Annotated in this window: 12 protein-coding genes and 1 pseudogene; 8 read left to right on the forward strand and 5 right to left on the reverse strand. The window is 60.4% G+C overall.

What is annotated here, in order from left to right; genetic code table 11:
- The first annotated feature begins 75 nt into the window (after positions 1–75).
- Both I9018_RS07310 and I9018_RS07315 read left to right on the forward strand, forming a co-directional pair.
- Complete coding sequence (locus I9018_RS07310; RefSeq protein ID WP_164823634.1) at positions 76–225, forward strand: hypothetical protein; 150 nt, start codon at positions 76–78, stop codon at positions 223–225.
- 121 nt (positions 226–346) lie between these two features.
- The gene (locus I9018_RS07315) at positions 347–1,918 is read left to right on the forward strand and encodes an APC family permease (RefSeq protein ID WP_241109089.1); all 1,572 of its coding nucleotides are present in this window, start codon (positions 347–349) and stop codon (positions 1,916–1,918) included.
- Positions 1,919–2,056: 138 nt separating this feature from the next.
- On the opposite strand, the gene I9018_RS07320 is transcribed toward I9018_RS07315, so the two are convergent.
- Positions 2,057–4,216, reverse strand: coding sequence for a TonB-dependent siderophore receptor (locus I9018_RS07320; protein ID WP_241109090.1), 2,160 nt, complete (start codon positions 4,214–4,216; stop codon positions 2,057–2,059).
- 231 nt (positions 4,217–4,447) lie between these two features.
- Between I9018_RS07320 and I9018_RS07325 the strand changes: the two genes are divergently transcribed.
- The gene (locus I9018_RS07325; RefSeq protein ID WP_241109091.1) at positions 4,448–4,999 is read left to right on the forward strand and encodes a GNAT family N-acetyltransferase; all 552 of its coding nucleotides are present in this window, start codon (positions 4,448–4,450) and stop codon (positions 4,997–4,999) included.
- Between the two features lie 54 nt (positions 5,000–5,053).
- Here I9018_RS07325 and I9018_RS07330 read toward each other — a convergent pair whose 3' ends face one another.
- Together I9018_RS07330 and I9018_RS07335 are read right to left on the reverse strand one after the other, a co-directional pair.
- Complete coding sequence (locus I9018_RS07330) at positions 5,054–5,428, reverse strand: hypothetical protein (RefSeq protein ID WP_068584289.1); 375 nt, start codon at positions 5,426–5,428, stop codon at positions 5,054–5,056.
- A 165-nt stretch (positions 5,429–5,593) separates the two neighbouring features.
- On the reverse strand, positions 5,594–5,881 hold the full coding sequence (locus tag I9018_RS07335; RefSeq protein WP_068584291.1) for a hypothetical protein: 288 nt from the start codon (positions 5,879–5,881) through the stop codon (positions 5,594–5,596).
- A gap of 607 nt (positions 5,882–6,488) precedes the next feature.
- Here I9018_RS07335 and I9018_RS07340 point away from each other — a divergent pair.
- From I9018_RS07340 to I9018_RS07350, 3 genes are all read left to right on the forward strand, one after another.
- Positions 6,489–8,264 (forward strand): sensor domain-containing phosphodiesterase, encoded by a 1,776-nt coding sequence (locus I9018_RS07340; RefSeq protein ID WP_241109092.1) that lies wholly within the window; start codon positions 6,489–6,491, stop codon positions 8,262–8,264.
- Positions 8,265–8,440: 176 nt separating this feature from the next.
- On the forward strand, positions 8,441–9,532 hold the full coding sequence (locus I9018_RS07345; RefSeq protein WP_241109093.1) for a hypothetical protein: 1,092 nt from the start codon (positions 8,441–8,443) through the stop codon (positions 9,530–9,532).
- Between the two features lie 153 nt (positions 9,533–9,685).
- On the forward strand, positions 9,686–10,114 hold the full coding sequence (locus I9018_RS07350; protein ID WP_241109094.1) for an SMI1/KNR4 family protein: 429 nt from the start codon (positions 9,686–9,688) through the stop codon (positions 10,112–10,114).
- Positions 10,115–10,198: 84 nt separating this feature from the next.
- Here the strand turns inward: I9018_RS07350 and I9018_RS07355 are convergent.
- Both I9018_RS07355 and I9018_RS07360 read right to left on the reverse strand, forming a co-directional pair.
- Positions 10,199–11,659 (reverse strand): annotated as a pseudogene (locus tag I9018_RS07355) (DUF2875 family protein); the annotation flags it as partial.
- Between the two features lie 325 nt (positions 11,660–11,984).
- Positions 11,985–12,800: a hypothetical protein gene (locus I9018_RS07360; RefSeq protein ID WP_241109095.1), complete on the reverse strand. Its 816-nt coding sequence runs from the start codon at positions 12,798–12,800 to the stop codon at positions 11,985–11,987.
- Positions 12,801–13,392: 592 nt separating this feature from the next.
- Between I9018_RS07360 and I9018_RS07365 the strand changes: the two genes are divergently transcribed.
- Complete coding sequence (locus I9018_RS07365; protein WP_241109096.1) at positions 13,393–14,046, forward strand: TauD/TfdA family dioxygenase; 654 nt, start codon at positions 13,393–13,395, stop codon at positions 14,044–14,046.
- Entirely contained in the window at positions 14,043–14,996 is a 954-nt protein-coding gene (locus I9018_RS07370) for a hypothetical protein (RefSeq protein WP_241109097.1), read from the forward strand. The genes I9018_RS07365 and I9018_RS07370 overlap by 4 nt, the downstream gene beginning before the upstream one ends.
- The last annotated feature ends 99 nt before the right edge of the window (positions 14,997–15,095 follow it).

Here is a 15,095-nt window from a genome sequence, read left to right on the forward strand (position 1 = left end):
ACGAGGAGAAAAGGCGACTCTGGTTTTTGTTTCCGGCCTTGATCGGCTGGGACGACTCCATATAAGGACAAGACCATGAGCCGTACAGCCATCCGCCGGAGCGGTGCATCGCCCTCCGAGCCCCCTCAGTTCGACACCGGTTGCCCCCATCACCTGCCAGCTTTGCGCAAGGTATTGCGTTGCCAGCTGGAGGCCGCGCCCGGCCGGGCGGATTCACTGTCCTGAGGCGCTACCGCGCTTGTGAAGCCACTACGCACAGCTGGGTACAGCACTGCCGCTGCCGGATGATCCGGCCGGCGCAACGTTCGATCTGCCTATTCCAATAACCTCAAAAAGGCGCGCCTCCATGTCAGGCAAAGGTAAATTCAAGAAACAACTCTCTCTGGTGGACCTGACCTTCATCGGGTTGGGTGCGATCTTCGGTTCCGGCTGGCTGTTTGCCGCCAGCCATGTCTCGGCGATTGCCGGACCGGCAGGGATCTTTTCCTGGCTGCTGGGCGGTTTTGCCGTGCTGTTGCTGGGCATCGTCTACTGCGAGCTGGGGGCCGCCTTGCCGCGCGCTGGTGGCGTGGTGCGCTATCCGGTGTTCTCCCATGGCCCGCTGCTGGGGTACTTGATGGGGTTTATCACCTTGATCGCTTTTTCCAGCCTGGTGGCGATCGAGGTGGTGGCGGCCCGGCAATACGCCGCGGCCTGGTTTCCCAGCTTGACCCATGAAGGCAGCAGCGACCCGACGATCATAGGCTGGTTGGTACAGTTCGCGTTGCTGTGCCTGTTCTTCTGGCTCAACTACTACAGCGTCAAGACCTTCGCCAAATCCAACAACTTCATCAGCCTGTTCAAGTTCGTGGTGCCGTTGCTGGTGATCGGCGTCCTGTTCACCTTCTTCAAGCCCGACAACTTCCATGTCCAGGGTTTCGCCCCATTCGGCCTATCGGGGATCGAGATGGCGGTCTCGGCGGGCGGCATCATCTTTGCCTACCTGGGGCTGACCCCGATCATCTCCGTGGCCAGCGAGGTACGTAACCCCCAGCGGACGATTCCCATTGCGCTGATCCTCTCGGTGCTGCTCTCGACCTTGATCTACGGCTTGCTGCAACTGGCATTCCTGGGCAGCATCCCCACGGAAATGCTGGCCAATGGCTGGAGCGGTATCAGCAAGGAGTTCTCGCTGCCGTACCGTGATATCGCCCTGACCCTCGGGGTGGGCTGGCTGGCCTACCTGGTGGTGGCCGACGCGGTGATCTCCCCCAGCGGTTGCGGCAATATCTACATGAACGCCACGCCGCGAGTGGTCTACGGCTGGGCCCGGACCGGCACCTTCTTCAAGATATTCACCCGTATCGACGAGCAGTCGGGTATCCCACGTCCGGCGCTATGGCTGACCTTCGGCCTGTCGGTATTCTGGACATTGCCGTTCCCGTCCTGGGAAGCCCTGATCAATGTGGTCTCGGCCGCGTTGGTATTGAGCTATGCCGTCGCGCCAGTGAGCGTCGCCGCCTTGCGCAAGAGCGCCCCTGATCTGGCGCGACCGTTTCGGGTCAGGGCGTTCGCCGTGCTGGGGCCGTTGTCGTTCGTGATCGCTGCGCTGATCGTCTATTGGTCAGGTTGGAGCACCGTGTCCTGGCTGCTGGGGCTGCAGATCCTGATGTTCGTGATTTACCTGCTGTGCAAGCGCCTGGTACCCACCGATCACCTGAGCCTGGGTGAGCAGGTACGTTCGTCGTCGTGGCTGATCGCTTTCTACGCGCTGACCATCGTCATTTCCTACCTGGGCAGCTTTGGCGGGATTGGCGCCCTGGCGCATCCGTTCGATACCTTGACCGTCACCCTGATGGCCCTGTGTATCTACTACTGGGGAGCCAATACCGGCGTTCCCAGTGCCAAGCTGGCGCTGGATGGCGACGAAGAAGAGTGAGCGCCGTCTCTTTCGATCGATGACGGCTTGCTGTCTTGAGCACAGAGGACCTGCTCAAGGTGGCTGGTCGGAATCCCTGGACCCATAGCTGACCAGCCGGCCCCACGAAGATCGTGGGGCCGGCTGGTATCCGGGGTATCAGAAGCGCACGTTGGCTGCCAGTTCGGCTGAACGGCCAGGGGCGACGATGGCGAACATGCCGACGTGGGAGGCGTCGTAGTAGGTCTCGTCGGTGAGGTTCAGCAGGTTGAGCTGCAGGTCGAGGTTCTTGTTCACCCGGTAGGCCAGCATGGCGTCGTAGCGCCAGTAGGAATCCAGGCTCCGGGTATTGGCATCGTCGGTGTAGCGCTTGTCTACATAGTTGGCGCCGGCACCGGCCTTCCAGCGTTCGGCGAAGCTGTAGGTGGTCCACACCGAGCCGCTGTTGGGAGCGATGAACTTGGCGCGGTTGCCGTCGAAGTTGGTGTTCTTGCGTGAGGCGTACTTGACCGTCTTGGCGTCCAGGTAGGTGTAGCCTGCCATCACTTCCCACTGGTCCGTGAGATGGCCAGTGGCTCCCACTTCAAAACCCTTGACCTCGACGTTGCCGTCCAGGGTCACCTCATTGCTGAGCGGGTCGTAGGTCCGCGCATTGGACTTTTCGGTCTTGAACACCGCGGCCGTCAGGGCCAGGCGTTCATCGAGCAGGTCCCACTTGGTGCCCAGTTCGATGCTGCGGCTCTTTTCCGGATCCAGGTTGCTCAAGCGGCCGCCGGCCGCGCCGTCGGCCCCGCCGGATTGCCCGGCTGTTTCCCCAGATGGGTTGAACGAGGTGCCGTAGGACAGATAGAGGCTGGCGTAGGGCAGGGGCTTGAAAACGAGGCCGGCCTGGTAGGTCCAGATATTGCTGCGGTTGCTCTGGGCAGCGTCCCGGACGTGGTAGTTGTCGAAGCGCGTTCCCAGGTTCAGGTCCCACTGCTCGTGCAGGGCCAGGGTGTCCATCACATACAGGGCGCGGTTGTTGTGCCGGGTGACGTCGTGACTGCCATTACCTCGTGCTACCGGGGCATGGGCATCACGTGGGTTGGGGGCGTGCAGGCTACCTGGATCGGAACCACGGGGGGCGTAGCGGTTCTTCACATCGATCCGTTCACGGGAGAACTCCAGGCCGGCGCTGTAGCTGTGGCCGATGGGACCGGTGTCGAAGGTACCGAAGATGTCGGTCTGGTTGATCAGCGAGGTGTTGACCACGTTGCGTCCACGTGCGGGGCCACGCATCACCACGCCGGCCAGCTCATTGTCGATGGAGCCGAAGGTCGGCCGACTCATGATGTAGTCCTGCATGCTGCGCCCCTGGCGGGTGGTATTGCGCAGGGTCAGGTGTTCATTGACGTCATGTTCCAGCTGCAGGGTGGCGATGTCGGAGGAGGTCTTGCGGAAGTCGCGCTTGGCAAAACCGTAGAAGTTATCCCTGTCGACCTTGGCCGGCTTGCCAGTGATGGCCGACACCGGATGCCCCTGGTCGGGAATGTCGTCGCTCTGCATGTGGTAGTAGCTCAGCGTACCGCGGGTATCGGTGTTCAGGCCGAAGGAGACGCTCGGGGCCAGGCCCCAGCGGGTGACTTCGACATCGTCGCGTCCGGGCGTGTCGGCTTCGTGCTTCATCGCGTTCAGGCGCAGGGCCATGTTCTGTTCGGGCAGGTACTGGTTGACGTCGAGGGTGCTACGGCGAAGTTGATCGGTCCCCAGGGTCAGGCTGCCGGAGGCGAAGGATTCCTGCTTCGGGGCCTTGCTGATCAGGTTGATGCTGCCACCCGTGGAGCCGCGGCCGGAATAGGCTGAGCCTGGTCCCTTGACGATCTCGATCTGTTCGACGTTGAAGGCTTCGTGGGTCATGCGCCCTACATCGCGAATACCATCGATCATGATGTCGGTGCTGGCTTCGAAACCGCGAATGAACGGGCGATCGCCCAATGGCGTGCCACCTTCGCCAGCGCCGAAGGTGATGCCAGGAGTGGTGCGCAGGGCGTCTGCCAGGGTCGACACCGCACGCTCCTGCATCAGGGATTCGGTGATGATGGTGACCGACTTCGGGGTTTCTCTCAGCGGGGCTGTGAATTTCACCGAGTCGGAGGCCTCGCGCTTGTAACCGGGCTGGTGCTGCCCCTTGACCTGGGTGGTGCCGAGGGTGACGGCAGCGCTGCCGGATGGCGCTTCGGGGTGTTCCGAGGTAGCACCCAGGCTGGCTTCACTGAGGGCCAGCAAGCCAAGGGATGTGGGCCACAACTTCCAAGAATGTGGACGGGTAGTGCTGGACATTGAGATATGACCTCCGGTTTATTTGGAAGTGATTCTCATATGCGAATTTATGTCATTCAATCGGATCTATCCGAACAATCATGTCTAAAAATGTATTCGGATCGATAGGCTGGTCGTCAGCCAAGCTTGGGGTTGTTGGCTGCGCATCCTGGATTCTGAGGTTGTTGCGGGCGATGTTCTTTTGCCCCAGATTACGCCTTCGTCGACACCGTCCGATCAAGGAGACCTGCCATGGACTTGCACTTCGAAACCGCCAACCTGTTGCTGCGACCGCGCACCTTCGAGCATTTCGAGGCCTGCCTTCGCATGGACCAGGACCCGCAAGTCACGCGTTTCATACCCGGTGAGTGGGACGGCGGGCAGTGGCACCGGGATTTCCTGCAGGCGCGGATTTCCCAGGACTTTGGTGAGCGGTGCGGTTATTGGGCGATCTTCGCCAGGCAGGCGCCTGACGAGTTGCTGGGCTGGGTCTCGTTCATCCCCTTCGATGCCGTAGGGCCCGAGTTGGAGATGGGCTGGCGCCTGGTGCAACGAGCCTGGGGACGGGGCTTCGCTTCCGAGGCGGCCCGACGGATCGTCGAGCACGCGTTCGCTGATCCGCAGGTCGAGCGGCTGGTGGCCAATGCACATGTGGACAACCTTGCCTCGTTGGCAGTGGCCCGCAAGATTGGCTTTCGGGTTTCCCACGACGCTGACTTCGAAGGCCTGCCCAGCCGTTTCTTCGAGATGACCCGCGAGGATTTTCTTCGGCAGCAGGCCAGCGCTGGATTGTCGCGTGCCTAAGGCTGGCAGGCGTGGCGCCATTGCTTGGCGCCACGTGATGTTGAACGCTTGGGATCAGAGGTGGCGGCCGACCCACCACAGCACCAGGAACGCGATGCAGGCGACCAAGGCCGAGAGTTGGAACAGATTGATCGACCACTTCAGGCCCAGGGGGAAGTTTCGATAGTCCCGCGCGTTCAAGCCGCCGTTACGCAGGAACAAGTGGGGCATGGCGAACATGGCGCCGATGCACAGCAGCATGAAGAAGCGGCTAAGTGGGTCCTTGCCCAGCAGGGGCAGGCGAATGGCGATGGCCCGGCAGCGGGATAGATGCCCGACCATGTCGTCGAGCCTGAAGTAACCCAGGTAGACCTGGATCGCCAGGGACACCAGTGCGGACATGACCACCAGTACCCAACCTGCGGTGTAGATATCTTCGGCGTTGCACATAGCTCTTCAATGACCTCCTCGAACCTTGCGACCAGGCGCTTGGTGTATTGCTCCTCCGATTGACCCTGCATGCAGGGCAGCCGGCCACCATACCATTCCCAACGACATCAGGGCGCAGGTTCGCCCGCAGATGATGGCTGGCTGGGCAGGGCGCAAGGCAGAGAGTCAGAGTTTGGCGCACCGCTCCACATCGGCCTGGGTGGTGACCTGGGTGTCGATGCCAAGGCGATATTTGCAGTAGTCGATGATCATCTGCCGTTCTTCGGCGGTGAGCTTCTCCACGCGCCGGTAATCGCCGTCGTTGGCGTGGATATTGAAGAACTCCAGTTGCAGGCTCGGCGAATGCTTGAGGAACCAGCGGGTGTGGGTTTCAGCTTCTTCCAATTCGGTGTAGTAGCCGATATTGAGCTCGACCAGCAGGCCGATAACCAACAGGAGGATGAGTTTTTTCACGTGCGGCTCCTTCCATGGATAAGGCGCCAACGGCACCGGGGGCGCGCATGGTTCCGGGATTGGAGGCGCTTGGCAAGTACCTGTTAAGAGGTATGCCTGTCATGAATTGTGACGTTTGCCCGGGACAGGTTCAGCCAATAGACAGGAGCGGGCTGTTACAACGTCCACGCACTCGGCAGGAGCCGGGTGGACAAGGGGGCAGTGAGGTCGGGGCTACGGCCCCGATCTTCCCATGCAGCAACAGCAGTACGCAGTAACAGAGAAAGCGATCTTGGGATCGCTTTTTTTGTGCCCGCAAATGGCCGGTCAATGAGTTTGGTCCTGTTGCCGGGCTCCGGCTTTGCGGAGCATGACCCCCCGGCATATCTGCTACCTGTGCTAGCGGAAGGCTCTGGCCCGGCCATTACCTCGGTGGGGAACACTCTCTCCAGATTACCGTTCGTCCGACGGATGGAATTGGCAAGTATCAGTCACTGCGGCATGCTGTCAGAAGATGTCGTAGTGCCACTACTTTGGCGGTATGGACATTTCATAGCTGCTGTTGGGCTCCCCTTCGATGGTGAAATAGGTGTTCTGATGATTGTGTTGATCCTGTCCGAGTCGCGGCATGCCGGATAAGGCATTGGCCGAGGAGCAGCGCCTGGCCGCCTTGTATGCCCTCGAGCTGCTGGATACGGCCCGCTGCGAAAGCTTCGATCGCATCTGCCGCCTGGCCGCGCAGTTCTTCAAGGTCCCCACGGCGCTGATCACCCTGGTGGATCGTGATCGTCAGTGGTTCAAGTCGCGGGTGGGGTTTGCCGTCGAGCAGACGCCGATCGATCAGTCGTTCTGCGCCTACACGATTAAGTCCGGTGAGGTGTTCGAAGTCCAGGACGCTCGCCAGGACGTGCGTTTCCATGCCAATCCACTGGTGACCGAGGGCCCGGGCATAGGTTTTTATGCCGGGGCGCCCTTGATCACTTCCACGGGGCACGCCATCGGCAGCCTGTGCGTCATCGACAAGCAGCCGCAGCGGCTCGATGCCGCCGAGCGTCAACAGTTGCGTGACCTGGCCTCCCTGGTGATGGAGCAGATCGAGCAACGCCAGCGCCAGACCCGCCGTGATCCGGTCAGTGGCCTGCCCAACCGCGAGCAGTTCCAGCGCGACTTGCACGATCTGGCGGACGAACACCCCGGGGAGCGACGGGTGCTGGTGCTGGTGGATGCGGTGGACATGACCGTGGCCCATGAGTTGACCCTGGCCCTGGGCATGGCGCCGTTCGAGATCATCGTGCGTTTTCTTGCCCAGCAGTTGCTCGCCTACCTGGGTCGGCATGTGCGGGTCTATCACGTCTCGGCCAAGCGCTTCGGCTTCCTGCTGCCGGCCGCACCTGGGGTCGAGCGTTTGCTGGAGGGCCTGGTGCGTCGCTTGCGCCGCCAGCCGCCGGGCCTGGAATTGCCGATGGTGCCGGGAGTGTGTGCGGGCATGGTGGAGTTTTCCACGGACCATGACGCCGTGCCGGACGTGTTGCGCAAGGCCATGTTCGCCCTGGAGCTGGCCGCGCTGGAGCGCTGTACCTGGGCGCCCTACGACCTGGTGCGCGACCAGGCCTACCGGCGTGCCTTCAACCTGGCCGCGGACATCGGCGAGGCTCTGGACACCGGGCAGATCTACCTGATGTTCCAGCCGCGCTTCGCCCTGCCCGATGGCGCCCAGGTCAGTGCCGAGGCGCTGATCCGCTGGGACCATCCCTGGCTGGGGCCGATTTCCCCTGCGGAGTTCATTCCGGTGATGGAGCGCAACGCCCAGATCCACCAGGTGACCCACTGGCTGATCGATGCGGTGTTGCACAAGTTGCATCTATGGAGTGCCAGTGATGTGCAACGCCTGTCGATCAACCTGTCACCCCAGGATTTCGAGGACCAGGACATCGCCGATGTGTTGCGCGATGCCTGCCTGCGCCACCGCATCAATCCCCGGCGCCTGGAAGTGGAGATCACCGAAGGCGCCTGGCTGCGCTCCAACCCGAAAGTGCTGGAGCAGTTGAGCAAGATTCGCGCCCTGGGCATGGATGTGGCCATCGACGATTTTGGTACCGGCTACAGCAACTTCGCTTATCTGCACCAGATTCCGGCCAATGTGGTGAAGCTCGACAAATCCATGGTCACTGACCTTGAGAGCAGCGCCCAGCACCAGAAGATCACCCGCTCGGTGATCGCCCTGGCCCGCGAACTGGGCTACCGCACCGTGGCCGAGGGCATCGAGAGCTTCAAGTGCCTGCAGATGTTGCGGTCCTTCGGCTGTGACGAGGCCCAGGGTTACTTCCTGGCCCGGCCCATGCCCCAGGACAAGTTCCTGGCCCGTAGCGAAGCGCAGCGCTTTCCGCTGCAGGGTGGTTTCTAGGGCCGGAGCCGTTACTGGGGGGCCGTTGCCATCGGGCGTTTAACCTTTCTATACAAAATCCCCACACTTGGAGATGAACGGCCCTGGGGCGCTCGTTAGGCTGGGGTCGGCAGTTCTCCAAATACCAGGGAGCGCTGCCGTCTCCTTTCCGATCCGAATGACCAAGGGATTGCTTGATGATGAAGTTCGTCAGAGTCATGGCGAGTTGCGGTGTAGTGATTCTCAGCCTGGCCAGTTGCAGCAATGCCGCGCTGGAGCAGCCATATGCGCGGCGCTGCGAGTTACCGGCGGCGGGCGACCAGGCCAGGCAGGTGCCGGCGCCCAGCGGCGCTTGGTGCGTGGGCAAGGCTGCTTTCGCCTTGCGCGATCCAGCGCGTGCGGAGACCTTTTCCAAGGTCGCCGGCGCCCGCCGCGAGCTGGCATTGAAAGTCTGGTATCCGATCGCCGCGCCTGCCGGCAGGCTGCCCCGTGCCGAGTACGCCGAACCCGAGGCCCTGGCCGCGATGCAGGCCGGAAGCGCGGTGGAGGTCGCCAGCCATTCTGCTGCCGGCGCCAGGATGGAAAAGCACCGCCAGTATCCGGTACTGCTGTTTTCTCCCGGCTTGGGAGCGGTGGCCGAGCTCTACAGCGGCTTGCTAGAAGACTTGGCCAGCCGTGGCTACGTGGTGGTAGCCATCAATCACCCCTACATTTCCGGGGTCACGGTGCTGCCCGGAGGCCGGGTGGTCAAGGTTCTGGACGTGCTCGAGCAGGACGAGGAACAACTAGCGGCCGCCGCGCCTTTGGTGGTGGCGGACCTGCGCAGTACCCTGGATTGGCTGCAGCTGCGTAACCAGGAGCCGGAGCACCTCCTGGGTGGACACCTGGACCTCGAGCACGCCGGGGCTCTGGGCCATTCCTTCGGTGGTTCGGCTGCCTTGCAGGCGACGCGCCTGGATCCGCGTCTGCGGGCGGCGGCCAACCTCGACGGCAGTATCCAGGGCGAGCTGGCCGGTCCCTGGAGTAAACCCATGCTGCTGTATGCCGCTGGCCAGGATCCGCGGGACGCCAGCATGGACAAGGTGTGGGCAGCCCGCCGGGGGCCTGGTGCATTCAAGGTGCTGGAAAATGCCGGGCACCATGACTTCACCGATGGGCGCTGGGTGCTCCCGGCGTCGGTCATCAAGGCCATGGGCGACGATTTCGGCAGTATCGATCGCGGCCTGGCAGTACGGACCTTGCGCCAGGATCTGGGCGATTACTTCGCCCGCTACCTGACCCGTCCCTGACGGGAGGTGAGCCCAGGCATGGAAAGCCGATCGCAAGGTTGGCCTTAGGTTTTTGCTTTGCTTGCTCCGTGTCGGGTTTTCAGTGGGTGCCGGTTTGCATTATCGTGCGCCGCGCCCCGAGCCAGAGGGGCGATGCAACCCAGGCGAGGAATCATGGGCAAGGCGAGAGTGATAGGTACCACCATCGAGGCGATCCGCGCTGCCGAGGCGGCATTGGGGCGGCCCTTGCCCCAATCGTTCAGGGATTGGCTGCTGGAGCACAACGGCAAGGCGCTAGGTGCGCTAGAGGTGTTTCCGGTGTTCGATGCCCGTGATCCGCGCAAGACCTGGGAGTCGATCGTGCGCCACTTCCAGGGCGGCTGGCAGGCTTGGCTGGACAACGTCGAGGGGCGAGCCGTGGGCTGTTCCAGCCTGCTGCCGTTCGCTCAATTCGGGACCGGCGATTACTACTGTTTCGACTATGCCTTGCTCGGCGACGCCGGCGAGCCGCGGGTGGTGCTGTGGTCCCATGAGACCGGCCGAACCTCTGTCGTTGCAGACAGCTATGGGGCTTTCCTGGTCGATCCCGATCGGCCGGGGTAGCACCCCGGCTGGCGCCGTACAGGGTTTTCATTCCGCGAAGCGCTACTGCGCTGCTGTCGACTGTGCTGAAGGCACGGCTGGCAGTTTTTCGGTTCTGGCGGTTTGCGGCATCAGGTTGACGCCGAAATGATCATTGCCTGGAGGCTTCCTGCCAGGTGTTGGTGAGGTCACGGTAATGATCGTCGCCTGTTCCGGGCGGCGCATCGGCATGACCACGCTGGTGTCCGCGTTGAGGTAACTGGCCATCGTCGCCAGGGTGAGGCCAACAAACGGTGAGGCCGAGCCGGTGTCACCCAAACGCTGGGTCAAATCGTAGCTTTCGCGCGAGTCGAGCAGATCCAGCGGACTGTGTGCGGCGTTGAGTGCCGGCAGGAGTTGTGCCAGGGGGGTGGTGTGCGGACCGCCGTCAAAGAACACTCGAACTGCTTTCTGAGCGAGTCCGTCAGTGGCTTCTTTCCAGCCAGAGGCCAGTTTGGCGGTCAGGGCGTCACCCTTGAGGTATTCGCCATTGTCTGGCCGCAGCAATGACACCGTGACCGGCCGATGCAGTTTGGCCAGCACTGGTAGCGCATCCCATTGTTCGAACGCACGCTGAGTCCAGGGTTGAGGAATGAAGGTCGTAGGCTGGAACTCCACTGCGGGTTTATTGCTGCCCCAGCCAGTAAACTCCGGGTCGATGCTGTTCGCGTTGACCTTGGCAAATTGCGCGTAGTAACGCAGCCATTCGACGCGCTCGGGACGACCGACAACCATGGCAACCATGGTGTCGGTGAGTTCGCTCGGTTTGCGTGGGCCAGGCCCGCCAATCAGCGGCGCCTTTTTCGCCGACAGCGCAAACGACATGCTGAACCCTTCTACGTTGTAGACCAGGACAGCGGGGAGGTCAGGGTTCTGTTCGAACAGATTGAACAGATTGTCCACCAGGCCTTCGGGAGTGTCGCTGCAGACCACGCCATCTTGCAGGTTGCGCACGCGATGCCAGTGAAGGCCTGCTTCCGGGCGGTAACGGTTGACCATGTTCGAGAGCATTTCCCGGGTTCTTTGCGGGGAGTAGCGCAGGTTAGGTGTGTCGGGATTCCAGCCACGAACGACCGTGATGGTCGGGATCGGCCACTTTTCCATGAAGTTGCGCAGGCCCAGCTCCAGCGCATCGGCCTTGCGCTTGTCATAGGCCATGTCTTTGTCGTCGCCATCCACCGGATACTGTTTCGGGTCGGTGGGCAGGATACTGCCCACGTGGAGGACATTGGTCTGCTTTGCACTCTGTTCCTGCAAGGCTTTCCAGGCCTGGCCCTGACGGAACACGTCGAGGCTCAGGCCAATGGCGAGCACATCCAGTGTGTCCAGGTGGGGTGAGGAGGCAGGGGCGCGATAACGGGCATCAACCGGCATGGTGGCGTTCCCCTTGGCCGAGGCATAGGCAATCGCGGGTGAAGCTGCGCTGGCAAAGCAACGGCTAACCGTGGATGGATGTTCAGCCGCCTGAACCAGAGGGCTGGTCAGGAGCAGACCGGTGAAAAGCCAACTAGCAGCCTCGAGGCGCATCAGGCGATGTCCCCCAAACGGGCAGGCTCGCCTTTTATGAATGTGGTCCGGGGCTGGGTGGCCACTGTTGGGCCTGTCGAATGATTGGCGGGTACAGGCCTTTTCGGCTGGGCGGGGTCAGTCATCGTGTATTTCCTCCATGAACATTATCCCGTTGGTTCCGACGATTGGGGGCAAGCGTCTGTCCGGGGTGTTGGCTGCTACCCGACGCCAATCGGTGGGTGTCGTGATGAGCAGACCTGGTGAGTTGTTGAGCTTGATTTTGCTCCCACCGGGTGATGACCCCAGCACGCAGCCAGGGCATGACGGATATATCGGCTGATGCCTATGGGCGTTGCACCTCAAATACGAAGGGGTCGCCCTGAGTCGGGAAGCGCAACAGGTACTGCGTCACCGGTTTCTTTTCACCAGGCACTCGATAATCCACTGTCAGCCCGGCCGGGTTGTTTTCCTGCTCCGCACCCTGGTAGGCATTTTCCGGATAGCTGAATGGGTGGCGGGGCGTCTTGCGAATGGCCGAACAGGAGGCGAACAGTGGCGGTAACGCGTACATGTGCTGTCCGTATAACAGCAATACCTGGGTGTACCGATCACCATGGCCACTGCTGATGTACTGCATTTCCACGCAGGTCGCGGTGCCTTGGCGCCAGACCGTGGCTGTTGCCAGGTTTTCCGGATCGATGGGATCGCCGACGGGCCATTGCGACGAGGCGAGGTTGATTGCATCGTGTAGTGGCCAACGCTGTGTGCCGATCGTGAGGGCCTCGCCATCGAAGACCATTTCGGGCGTACCTTCGGGCGGATCGAGATTCAGCTCATCGGGTGCGCTCCACTGCTGGTCAAAACGCTCAAACGCCGGGCGCATGGCATTGACCCAAAGGCAATGCCGTGGCGACTCCGAGCAGGGCATGGTCAGTTCAGTACCGGGCCCTGTGAACAGGTTGTCGCCCAGGGACTGATAAAAAGCCCGGTAATCGGTGAAGCGAACCGGGGATGCCTGTAGCAGAAGGGGCAGGCTCGCGCCGAAAAGCAGGCTCAGACAACGGGTGAGTGTTCTCATCGATGCACCTTGGCGCCGGATGCCTTGATGGATCCCGGATGGGTGGTCCAGAAGATCGTTTTGCTGGTAGCAACAACCCATGACTGAGCCCAAACCCACTTTGAACGATGAGCTGAAAGACGCGTGTCACAAGGCTTTCAGCGGTTTTAGTAAAGAACTAACCGTCCTAGCCTTTTTCCGATGGGTCAATATGAAACGCCGAAGGCACCTAGGGGCGGTGCTGGCTGAGGTCTCGCTGCTGTTTGCGGATGCATTCGCAAGCGGACCTCGAAACGCTCCCAGCTGATTGCAGTCAGCTACATGCACCGCTGGAGGCCTTGAAATACTTGGAGCGGGTGAAGGGAATCGAACCCGAACCCATATGTCACGTAAGTCATTGAAAATTTGAGTGTTGCATGGGTGATTGTAATACACGTTTGTAGGACCTGCGTGGTCCTCGACGACAGAAAGTAAACCCTTAGAACCGAGAGGTGAGAGCGGAGGGATAGCTTGTGTTTTGGGGCTGACTTTTTGGCAAAACCTTATAGATTGGGGCAGCAAACTCGAACGACCTATATCGCCTGCCCGCAGGTGTATGATCACACGCGAATTCACCAGCGCAATTTGAACAGGCGAGCGAGATTGATGAGTCAGTGGCGACGGAAATGCCAATCGCTGAAGAAGGGAGCCCGGTATGAATTCCCTTAAGGAAGATGTCGCGAGAGATGGATATGTCTTCGTCCGTGACTATTTTCCTGGGGCAGACGCACTCGCGGTCGCAAATGCGCTTGGTCATCCACTGGTGCCGTGGGAGGGCGGAACTGTCCAAGACTTGGTCCCTCGGTCTATCGCGACACCAAACACATATAGCGGTATATACGGACTCGGCTGCTTCCCGTTTCACACTGATCTCGCGCATTGGCGCATTCCACCTCGATACCTACTTCTAAGATGCGTGACCGGTTACGCTGATGTCCCAACGCTTTTGCTCGACGGAAAAAGCATCTTTGACGCGGTGACTTTAGACATTCTCACACGCGCCATTTTTAAGCCGCGCCGACCGAGGAGCGGGGCGCTCGCACTGCTGCGCTTGTGCGAACCCACCGATGATGGCTACTGCTTCCGGTGGGACGAACTGTTTCTCAAGCCGGCGAGCAAAATTGGTGAGCTCGCCAGTCAGCGCATTAAGGAACACTTTGATAAATGCGAGCCTTTGAAGATCGCCCTTGCGCGAGTTGGCGACACTTTATTAATCGACAATTGGCGCATGTTGCACGCACGCTCGCCGATTCCCGCTGAACGCGAGAATCGGAAGATTCAGAGAGTTTATTTGGAGAGCCTTCAGTGAAAAAGACAGTCATACCCGCAGCAACCCCGACGACCTGGGACCCGGAAGCGCTCTATCTCAAAGCTCAACGCTATGTGCAGCATATGAGTCATCTAGACAGCGACGATTGGGAATATGCTCTTTGGTCGGGATTTTCCCTCGAATTTTTGGCGCGAGCAGCGCTCGCCAATGTCAGTCCCACACTTTTGGCAGAGACCGACAAGAGTTGGGCCAGTCTCTACCATGCGCTTGGTTTCAATCCTATCGAGGAAAGGTTCACGCCGAAATCCATCGCAGTCAGTGAGGTCTTCAAACGCCTTATGGCAATTTTGCCGGACTTCACGAAGGAGCATGAGGGCTTCGGAATTTCGCACACAGGTAGGCGCAATGCCGAGCTACATTCAGGCGAGCCAGCTTTCGACGGAATCAAAAGCTCGGTTTGGCAGCCGCGTTTTTATCAGACAAGTGAGATTCTTCTCTTCTCTATCGGGATGACGCTTGAGGACTTTTTCGGTGTAGACGAGGCAAAGGTCGCGAAGCAAGTTATTGCTGCCGCAGTCGACGACAGCTCTAAAGCAGTGAAAGGCGACGTAGAAGCCCATAAAAAAGTCTGGCTCGCCAAAAGTAACAAGGAGCGTGCCATGTTGGGCGCTCAGGCTGCGATCAGGGCAACACGGCAAGAAGGTCACCGTGTTGAATGTCCTGCATGTGCTTCGCATGCACTTGTAGTGGGCGAGCCTGTTTCGGCACCCATTCAAATTCTGCGGGACGGGGAAATAACTGAGAAGCAAGAACATCTGCCAAACCATTTTGAATGCTTCGCTTGCGGTTTGAAGATTGCCGGCCTTTCTCGCCTTACGGTGGTTGGTCTTGGCGACCGCTACAAGAAGACGCAGATTTATGACGCGGCGGAGTATTACGCGCCGCAAGATGACTATATGGGCTACGACGAAGACAACAATGAACCCTGAAACTTAGGGCTCATTGCCGGGGAAATCGAAAGTCGAGGGAGGGCTGTTCGCTTAAATCTCAGTCATTTGGCTCGATAACGACCGATGATGACATAGTGA

Origin of the sequence: Pseudomonas sp. MPFS (assembly GCF_022537035.1) — a bacterium.
Lineage (GTDB): Bacteria > Pseudomonadota > Gammaproteobacteria > Pseudomonadales > Pseudomonadaceae > Aquipseudomonas > Aquipseudomonas sessilinigenes.

What these genes read in the sequence shown, in the direction of transcription:
- I9018_RS07310 (WP_164823634.1), top strand. Translation starts at nt 76, where the DNA reads ATGAGCCGTACAGCCATCCGCCGGAGCGGTGCATCGCCCTCCGAGCCC.
- I9018_RS07315 (WP_241109089.1), top strand. Translation starts at nt 347, where the DNA reads ATGTCAGGCAAAGGTAAATTCAAGAAACAACTCTCTCTGGTGGACCTG.
- I9018_RS07320 (WP_241109090.1), bottom strand. Translation starts at nt 4,216, where the DNA reads ATGTCCAGCACTACCCGTCCACATTCTTGGAAGTTGTGGCCCACATCC.
- I9018_RS07325 (WP_241109091.1), top strand. Translation starts at nt 4,448, where the DNA reads ATGGACTTGCACTTCGAAACCGCCAACCTGTTGCTGCGACCGCGCACC.
- I9018_RS07330 (WP_068584289.1), bottom strand. Translation starts at nt 5,428, where the DNA reads ATGTGCAACGCCGAAGATATCTACACCGCAGGTTGGGTACTGGTGGTC.
- I9018_RS07340 (WP_241109092.1), top strand. Translation starts at nt 6,489, where the DNA reads ATGCCGGATAAGGCATTGGCCGAGGAGCAGCGCCTGGCCGCCTTGTAT.
- I9018_RS07345 (WP_241109093.1), top strand. Translation starts at nt 8,441, where the DNA reads ATGATGAAGTTCGTCAGAGTCATGGCGAGTTGCGGTGTAGTGATTCTC.
- I9018_RS07350 (WP_241109094.1), top strand. Translation starts at nt 9,686, where the DNA reads ATGGGCAAGGCGAGAGTGATAGGTACCACCATCGAGGCGATCCGCGCT.
- I9018_RS07360 (WP_241109095.1), bottom strand. Translation starts at nt 12,800, where the DNA reads ATGGGTTGTTGCTACCAGCAAAACGATCTTCTGGACCACCCATCCGGG.
- I9018_RS07365 (WP_241109096.1), top strand. Translation starts at nt 13,393, where the DNA reads ATGAATTCCCTTAAGGAAGATGTCGCGAGAGATGGATATGTCTTCGTC.